The following is an 8355-nucleotide window of genomic DNA, read 5'->3' on the forward strand; positions in this document are numbered from 1 at the left end:
CGCGGCATCTGCGCCATGGACCTCCGCACCATGGAGACCCGCACCTTCCCCGCAGACGCCATCATCGTCTGCACCGGCGGCAACGGAGCCATCTTCGGCAAATCTACAAATTCCGTGGTATGCACCGGCTCCGCTCAATCCGCCCTCTACCAGCAGGGAGCCTTCTACGCCAACGGCGAGTTCATCCAGGTCCACCCCACCGCCATCCCCGGCGAAGACAAGCTCCGCCTCATGTCCGAGTCGGCCCGCGGCGAAGGCGGCCGCGTCTGGGTCCCCAAGGATAAGAACGACAAGCGCGCCGCGCAATCCATCCCCGAAGGCGACCGCTGGTACTTCCTCGAAGAGTGGTATCCCAAGTACGGTAACCTCGTACCCCGCGACGTAGCCACCCGGGCCATCTTCAAGGTCGTCTACGAGCACGGCATGGGCATCGACGGCCAGCCCATGGTCTACCTCGACGTCTCCCACCTTCCGCCCGCCGCCCAGAACAAGCTCGAAGGCATCCTCGAGATCTACGAGAAGTTCGTCGGCGACGACCCCCGCAAGGTCCCCATGAAGATCTTCCCCGGTATGCACTACACCATGGGCGGTCTCTGGGTCGACTTCAACCAGCAGACCAACATCCCCGGCGTCTTCGCCGCGGGCGAGGCCGACTACTCCATCCACGGAGCCAACCGCCTCGGCGCCAACTCCCTGCTCTCCTGCATCTACGGAGGCTTCGTCGCCGGCCCGCAAGCCCTCGCCTACGCCAAGTCACTGCCTGCACAGGAAGGCGACGGTGGCCACGCCGCCGAACTCCAGCGCCAAAAGGAGAGCAACAATCTCCTGCTCAACAACCCCGGCACCGAAAACCCATTCAAGCTATGGCGTGAGCTGGGCGAGACCATGACCAAGCACGCCACCATCATTCGGTATAACAGTGGCCTCGACGAAGCCGACGCCAAGATCGTCGAGTTGCTCGAGCGCTATCGCAACGTCAACCTCTCCGACAAGAGCCAGTGGGCCAACACCAGCTTCGCCTTCACCCGCCAGCTCTACAACATGCTCCAGCTCGGCCGCGTCATCGTCCAGGGCGCACGCCTCCGCGACGAGTCCCGCGGAGCCCACTACAAGCCCGACTTCCCCGACCGCAACGACGAAAAGTTCCTCAAAACGACCAAAGCCAGCTTCGACGGCAACGCACCAAAGTTCGAGTTCGAAGCCGTAGACATCAGCCACCTTCCACCCCGTCCGCGCCACTACGGCGCCACCGCCTAACAAAAGAGAGGAGGCATCATGACGAACTCTGTTTTCGAGACGATCAGATTTGTTCTGGCCTCTAGGTACCCCAAGGCTTCAGCCTTGGGCCTCTCTGATGCCAGCAAAACGGGGGCTTTAGCCCCTGGGGTATGCTCTCTTTCGCGACCGACGTATCGCCTAAAATCCCGCACGCGCCATCTAACCGGACATGTCAGGCATACACGTTGTCTATCTCGTCCTTGCACTCATATTCGCTTGCTTCATCACGTATATGTTTGTGTACAACATTCGTCAGAACAACCGGCAGAAGGCCCTGAGGTCAAGACCTCATCAGCCGATCGGCCATCATTAGGGCATCGCCGCAGCAATCACAAACAAGGAGCAGACAGGCAGCACCGCCTGAGTCCGCTCCACCTGCCGGCGAATGAAATCTATAGCAAGAAAGGCCTCCACACTCTCTACTCGTCGAAGGCGTAGGGAGAGTTCCGGGGCTTACGGGAGCATTTGCATGGCACAGAGCATCAAAGTCGAGATCAAACGTCAGTCCAACCCGAACTCCCCCGCCACCACCGAGAAGTTCGAGGTCCCCTACCGCCCCGGCATGAACATCACCTCGCTGCTCGGCGAAATCGCGCTCAATCCCGTCGACGTCTCCGGCAAGCAGACCACGCCGATCACCTACGACTCCAACTGCCTCGAGGAGATCTGCGGCTCTTGCGCGATGCTCATTAACGGCAAGGCCCGCATGGCCTGCTCCGCCCTGGTCGACAAGCTCCGCGGACCAAACCAGGACCAGCCCATTACCCTCGCTCCCCTCTCCAAGTTCCCCGTCGTCCGCGACCTCGCCGTCGACCGCAGCGTCCTCTTCGAGAACCTCAAGCGGGTCAAGGCCTGGGTGCCCATCGACGGCTCCTACGATCTGGGAGCCGGGCCACGCCAGGCTCCTCAAATTCAGGAGCAGCGCTACCCGCTCTCCAATTGCATCTCCTGCACCATCTGCATGGAGGTCTGCCCCCAGTTCAACGACGTCACCAACTTCGTCGGCGCAGCCACCCTCGCTCAGGTAAAGCTCTTTAATATAGATCCAAGCGGCTCCGTCCTTAAAGAAGAGCGCCTCCGCGCCCTCGCCGGCGACGGCGGCATTCAGGAGTGCAGCTTCGCCCAGAACTGCGTGCAAGCCTGCCCCAAGGAGCTGCCACTCACCGAGGCCATCTCCGACATGGGCCGCGACGTCTTCATCCAGCAGGTCAAAGATCTCTTCACCCGCTAGACATGCTTGTTCCCTAAAAATGCTGTCAAGTCCAGATACCGGCAACATTCAGAAAATAAAGAAGATAGGCGTTGTAGATGAGTTCCATCGATCTGCTACCATTTAATACAGGTAGAGAAAAATCACAGGCCCGGCTTCACGCTGGGCCTAAGTCTTTTAGAAACAAGACTTTACATTTTAAGTCCTTTAGATACAAGACTTTGCAGTAGAAGTAGGGGAGGGGGTACCCTCTAAGGAATCCTCTCATCGAGCCCGACAGGCATCTTTTAACCGAAGCTCGACGCACCTTTGAACGGATTCGCGAGGAGAGGAGAGTTGACAGCATCCATCGAACCAACTCTGCGGAATCGAAATGCCGCGCCGCGCATCAGCGCGGTACACCTTTGTACCTTGTTGTCGTCTAAACAACTGTGAAGTCCCTGATGCCCTCTAACCGGGAAGGGCATCTGAAACAATTGACTATACTCAGACTTTCGCCCGATGCACCGGACGGGCGCAACGGAAACGCACGAAAAGAGGTCAGACTTTCTAATGGACATACGAAATAACCCTTCTCCGAGCCTGCTGGATCGCATGCGCACCCACCGCCTCACAACGACCTTCACCCTCCTCGCTACCCTCTCCATCGGAATCCTTGTCGGTTCTGTTCTCACGCAAAACGTCAGCGGCAAGGAACAAGACAAGGTCGACACCTCTGACGCCAAGCCCATCGTCATTCCCTCCCCAGTTGCGCTCTCCAACGGCTTCTCCCAGATCGTCAAGGAAGTCGGCCCGGCAGTCGTCAACATCAATACCGAAGAGATTCCCAAGCAATCCGCCAACAAGCGCGGGCGCCGCAGTATGCAGCAGCAGAACCCGGACGGCGACGACGACCAGCAGCAAGGTCAGGGCCAGGGTGACATGCAGGACTTCTTTAACCGCTTCTTCGGCGGCCAGGGCGGTGGCCAGGGCGATGATGACGGAGGAGGCGGACAGATGAGCGGCGAACGTCGCGCGCTCGGCTCCGGCTTTATCGTCGATCCCCGCGGCTACATCATCACCAACAACCACGTCGTTGACAAGGCCGACAAGATCTACGTCAAGCTCTCCACCGATCCCGACGATCAGGACAGCTTCGAAGGCCACCCCGCTCACGTCGTAGGCGTCGATAAGGATACCGATATCGCGGTCATCAAGATTGACACCGACAAGCCGCTGCCCACCATCAAGCTCGGCAACTCCGACGGAGCACAGGTCGGAGACTGGGTGCTCGCTATCGGCAGCCCCTACAATCTCTCCAAGACCGTGACCGCTGGCATCATCTCTGCCAAAGACCGCTCCATCCCCGAAAGCGGTCCGAACAACATCGATCAGAGCCAGTTCCAGCGCTTCATTCAGACCGATGCCGCCATCAACCCGGGCAACTCCGGTGGCCCGCTGGTCGATATGGCCGGCCAGGTCGTCGGCATGAACACCGCCATTTACACCCAATCCATGGGATCGATCGGCCTCGGGTTCGCCATGCCGTCGAACACCATCGCCAAGATCTACAACATGCTCATCGGGCCGACCCACAAGGTCGTTCGCGGATCGATCGGCGTCAGCTTCCAGCCCGCTGTCAGTTCCGCCGTCAACCGCATGTACGGGTTCACCAACGGCGTGATCGTCAGCACGGTTGTCCCCGGCAGGGGCGCGGCCAAGGCTGGCATCGAACCGGGTGACATCCTCGTCTCCATCGATGGGCGCTCCATCAAGGGCGGCGACGACCTTGTAAGCGACATCTCAGCTCGGCCGATTGGCACATCCATCAAACTCGGCTACATCCGCAACGGAAAGCAGGGGGTTGCCAATGTAGTCATCGGCGACCGCGCTCAAACCTATGCCGATCTTCTTGGAGGCGGGGACGATAACTCCTCTCCACAGCCGTCAGACGTCGGGCAAACCACCCTCGGCATCACTGTCTCGGCTATTCCTCCGGATGTTGCCTCCAAGACGGGGATCAGCCGCGGCGTCATGATCACAAGCGTTCGCCCCGGTTCCTTCGCCGATGAGATCAGTCTGGGCAAAGGCCTGATCATCTCCGCGATCAACAAAAAGCCTGTGACGGACGAGGCCAGCTACAGGGCCATCGTCTCCACTCTCAAATCCAAGGACGATGTCGTATTTGTTGTCCACTTCCCCATGCAGAAGAACGCCGGTAACTCTTACATCGGTGGAACACTTCCGTAAAACGCAGTCGCAACCCAGAAGGGGACGCCGAACCGGTGTCCCCTTCTTTAATTAAGAAGCTTGTAAAATGCGAGAAAGCCTTTATCCTGCGTTTGTTCTTGCTGTTGTCTAGCTCCGATCGCTGTGATCTGTGCAAGCCTTCAGTTTTCTAGACAGACTTTAAGAACAATTTTCCCAAAAAGAACCGCTTCCTGCATTTTCGTCCAGATAGCCCGCCAAAAGTACCGCTTATGGGGAATATCATTCCTATTGTGAAACGGTTACTCTCGGGATACCCTGATCAGACGATGAATAGAAACAGAGCTTCGTCCATTCCATACTGAAGTTTGAGGTTTTGCTCCATGAGGTTTACTCAACTCGCCCTATGCGCTGGTCTCGTTTTTGCTATCGCGATTCCCGGTGTTGCTGTCATTCACGCCCGACGCGGTCCTACATCGCATCACCGGCTGTTTCACACCCGCAGTCATAGCAAACACAGCAAGGCATCCGTTCGAACGGTGGGTCAACGCTCCATCGACGATGGCCGCGCCGTTCAGATTCAGACCGCGCTGGTTAAATCTGGCTATCTAACCGATCCCTCTGGCCACTGGGATACCAGCACCTCGGCCGCCATGCAGAAGTATCAGTCAGACAACGGCTGGCAGACCAAGCTGGTCCCCGACTCCCGCGCCATTATCAAGCTGGGCCTTGGCCCCGATCGTGACGCCGATCGCGCAGCCGCCTCATCCACCCTGGGAACGACAGAGTCCGCTTCTGCAACCATGATTACGCAGTAAACCGTTACCGACGGCAATAAAAAAGAGGGCCAATCGGCCCTCTTTTTCGTGCCCGGATGCAAAACGAATTCAGCCTTGTGCGCCGACGGTAAAGACATAGTCACCCATGTCCTCGCCGCTGAAGGGAAACTTACCCGGTTTGCCTACAGCGCCATTCTCCAGCCACAATCTCAACCAGTAGTAATGGTGCAGCCTCACCAGCCGAGAAGCCACCGGCTGCTTCTGCTCCAGAATTGCAGTGATTCTACCTGCCAGCGTGTCCGCATCTGAAACTGCTTCGATCTTCACCTCCACGCGATCACACTCGAGCAGCCTGCTCTGCGCAGCCCTGAACTGTACCTCGTTCAAGATGCCGCTCTCAACCTTGAGCCCCGTCATCCGCTCAATCGCCAGCGAAGCCGAAGCATCGAGATGATCCTCGAAGGCAACGTACAGGATGCGTCCGCCGGCGATTCGCAGCGGCATCAACCCGAATCGCTCAACAAAGATCTCCGGCATGACCAGCGCCATCGCCTCAGGCGAAAATCCCTCGACGCTGAGGACCGGGCAGCTCCATTGCAGACTCAAGCCTCGGGTAATCTGCTCGGCTTCAAGACCGCACTCGGCAATCAACCACTCGCCAATCCGTCCTGTTCCATTCTGCCGCTGCGCCTCCAGCGCCCGCCGCAACTGCGGATGCGTGATCCAGCCCTGCGAGAGCAGCAACAGTCCCAACGGCACTCTATGGTGATGCAGGGCCGACGTTGTTGCCGACGTTCTGTCCCCCATCTCTCGTCGCAGCGCGTCTCGCACCATCGCTAACACGCAGCGCCCGCTGCAACCCCATTGTTCCTCAAACACCGGCCGACGGCGACTGCGCCACGGCATCGTCCATCCGCCTGCGCAATCTGCAGAGCCACAAAGGTGACGCTGAACCTGGGCGAGCGTTTCAGGTAAACCGATGCCGTTCAACTGCTGTTCCGGCAAAACTGCCGTACTATATCGATCCTCTCCAAAGAGGGAAGTATCGGCCGTCCGGCTATTGTTTCTTCTATCTAGAAAAGGCATCGTATGCTCTCCAGCCGCAACTGCGGCGTTGCAACTTCCGTAACTCGAAGCGCGAAATTTCCGCTTACAATCACCACTTCACCGCGAGCGACAATCCGATCTCCGATCACAAGGTCGACCGGTTCTGATACATGCCGGTCCAGTTCAATCACGTCTCCCGGACCAAGCTCGAGCACCTCTCGCAGCGGCATCTCTCGTGAGCCAAACTGCAGTGACGCATCTAACTCGATATCGCACAAGAGCCCTATCGCTTCGGCTCGTGCTGCTTCCTCTGTACTCATCTCGTTCCCCATCTCTCGCCCCTCGCTTAATTCACGCTCAACACTACGTTATCTGCCTGCCCATTCAAAGACTGCGCAACATGTCCGCCAACAAAATCAACCTCGATCTGCGCTCCACGATGTTCTCCGGTTCGCACGGGATAGGCGCTCCCAAGATGCAGCTTACCGACGCGTAACTCGGCCGACGCGGTCTTTGGGACTGGAAGCCGCAGCACTGTACCAGGTACGAGCGCCGCGACATCGCTTGCTCGGAGCCGCATCTGTGGAAGCTGCAACAACGTTCCCATGCTGACCTGTCCCAATAGATTTCTTATCTGCATGTGCGCTTCTTTCGATCGCCGGCGCGGGCGGTCTCCTTCCGCGATCAGCCGCCGCAGGATCGCATTGAGCACCACCGCGGGCAGACAGAGATTAATTACTCCCTGCGCTTCCGGCATCCTCGCCTCGAAGCTCACGCACAACGTCCGCTCTCCCGGAGTCATCATTCGCGCGACAGCGGCATCCGTCTCACGCTTCTCCAGCACAAACTCGAGGCCAACCGATTGCCAGGCAAGGTTCAGCTCCTGCACGGCAAGCTGCACAACCGAGGTAAGAATAGCTTCCTCGATATCGGTCAACTCGCGCACCGACCATGCCTCACCGACGCCGCCGAGCAGGACATCGACGATCGGCGACGAAATCGCAAATTCAAGTTCCAACAGGCCAACGGCGCCCAGCGGCTCCAACCGAAGCGAACATACAAAAGTGTGGATCGAGAGCCGCTCCAGAAACTCTTTGAACGGCAACTGCTCGCCCGCTACGAGCTTGATCCGAAGCGGCGTCCTCAGCCATGCTCCAAGCGTGTGCATCAGGTTGCGCGCAAATAAATCGTTCACTGTACTAATGGCGCGCATCTGTTCATTGCTGATCTGTCCTGCCCTGCTGAAGTTGTAGGTTTCCAGCGGAGCTGACTCTCCTTCCGCCGCTGTCTGTGTCGCAGCATTTGCTCCGGCTGCTGCGAAGAGTGCATCGATATCTCCCTGTTCAAGCTGCTTTCCCATGATTCGCCTCTTTAGGTTTGTGTTTGAATGCGCTCAATATCGTCGATGTAGTATCAACACGAGGCTTGCCGTCTTCCACTGGAGATCTTTCCAGCTTTGGAAGAATCAATAGAGCGAAGGCCTGCAAGCGCGGTCCTCAGCCGCAGGACAGCAGAAGAGTGGATTTGCGAGACGCGCGACTCCACCACACCGAGCGTTAGCCCGATCTCCTTCATGGTCAGCTCCTCGTAGTAGTAGAGAGTCAGTACCATCCGTTCCTTCTCGGGCAGTTCGTCGATCGCGTCTGCCAGCCGCTGCTTCATCTCACCCTTCAGGCAACGAAACAGTGGATCTTCGTCAGGAGGCCCGGGAATATATGCCAGCTCCTCATCGCCTGAATCCTCCGACCGCTCCACATGCAAGCTACCGATCTCCAACCCCTTCAGATCGCCGAGCAACTGCTGATACTCCGCCAGGCTCAACTCCATCTGACCCGCAATCTCCTGCTCGGATGG

8 protein-coding genes are annotated in these 8355 nt (G+C 58.1%); 4 read left to right on the forward strand and 4 right to left on the reverse strand.

Features of this window, described 5'->3' with window-relative positions; translation table 11 throughout:
* The 4 genes from VMU57_RS17370 to VMU57_RS17385 form a co-directional block, all read left to right on the forward strand.
* Positions 1-1257 (forward strand): FAD-binding protein (locus tag VMU57_RS17370; RefSeq protein ID WP_325385708.1); only part of this gene is annotated, 1257 nt, incomplete at its 5' end.
* Positions 1258-1747: 490 nt separating this feature from the next.
* Positions 1748-2509: a succinate dehydrogenase iron-sulfur subunit gene (gene sdhB / locus VMU57_RS17375; RefSeq protein ID WP_325385710.1), complete on the forward strand. Its 762-nt coding sequence runs from the start codon at positions 1748-1750 to the stop codon at positions 2507-2509.
* A gap of 531 nt (positions 2510-3040) precedes the next feature.
* Entirely contained in the window at positions 3041-4717 is a 1677-nt protein-coding gene (locus VMU57_RS17380) for a trypsin-like peptidase domain-containing protein (RefSeq protein WP_325385711.1), read from the forward strand.
* A 341-nt stretch (positions 4718-5058) separates the two neighbouring features.
* Positions 5059-5493, forward strand: coding sequence for a peptidoglycan-binding protein (locus tag VMU57_RS17385; protein WP_325385712.1), 435 nt, complete (start codon positions 5059-5061; stop codon positions 5491-5493).
* Between the two features lie 69 nt (positions 5494-5562).
* On the opposite strand, the gene VMU57_RS17390 is transcribed toward VMU57_RS17385, so the two are convergent.
* The 4 genes from VMU57_RS17390 to VMU57_RS17405 form a co-directional block, all read right to left on the reverse strand.
* Positions 5563-6360 (reverse strand): hypothetical protein, encoded by a 798-nt coding sequence (locus VMU57_RS17390; protein ID WP_325385714.1) that lies wholly within the window; start codon positions 6358-6360, stop codon positions 5563-5565.
* A gap of 167 nt (positions 6361-6527) precedes the next feature.
* Positions 6528-6821, reverse strand: a complete 294-nt coding sequence (locus VMU57_RS17395) for a FliM/FliN family flagellar motor switch protein (RefSeq protein ID WP_325385716.1) — start codon at positions 6819-6821, stop codon at positions 6528-6530.
* Positions 6822-6847: 26 nt separating this feature from the next.
* Positions 6848-7861 (reverse strand): flagellar motor switch protein FliM, encoded by a 1014-nt coding sequence (locus VMU57_RS17400; protein ID WP_325385718.1) that lies wholly within the window; start codon positions 7859-7861, stop codon positions 6848-6850.
* A 53-nt stretch (positions 7862-7914) separates the two neighbouring features.
* Positions 7915-8355 (reverse strand): sigma-70 family RNA polymerase sigma factor (locus tag VMU57_RS17405; protein ID WP_325385720.1); only part of this gene is annotated, 441 nt, incomplete at its 5' end.

The organism is Edaphobacter sp. (assembly GCF_035532915.1).
GTDB lineage: Bacteria > Acidobacteriota > Terriglobia > Terriglobales > Acidobacteriaceae > Edaphobacter.

Coding starts and splice junctions, on each gene's coding strand:
- sdhB (WP_325385710.1), top strand. CDS start 1,748: ATGGCACAGAGCATCAAAGTCGAGATCAAACGTCAGTCCAACCCGAAC.
- VMU57_RS17380 (WP_325385711.1), top strand. CDS start 3,041: ATGGACATACGAAATAACCCTTCTCCGAGCCTGCTGGATCGCATGCGC.
- VMU57_RS17385 (WP_325385712.1), top strand. CDS start 5,059: ATGAGGTTTACTCAACTCGCCCTATGCGCTGGTCTCGTTTTTGCTATC.
- VMU57_RS17390 (WP_325385714.1), bottom strand. CDS start 6,360: ATGCCGTGGCGCAGTCGCCGTCGGCCGGTGTTTGAGGAACAATGGGGT.
- VMU57_RS17395 (WP_325385716.1), bottom strand. CDS start 6,821: ATGAGTACAGAGGAAGCAGCACGAGCCGAAGCGATAGGGCTCTTGTGC.
- VMU57_RS17400 (WP_325385718.1), bottom strand. CDS start 7,861: ATGGGAAAGCAGCTTGAACAGGGAGATATCGATGCACTCTTCGCAGCA.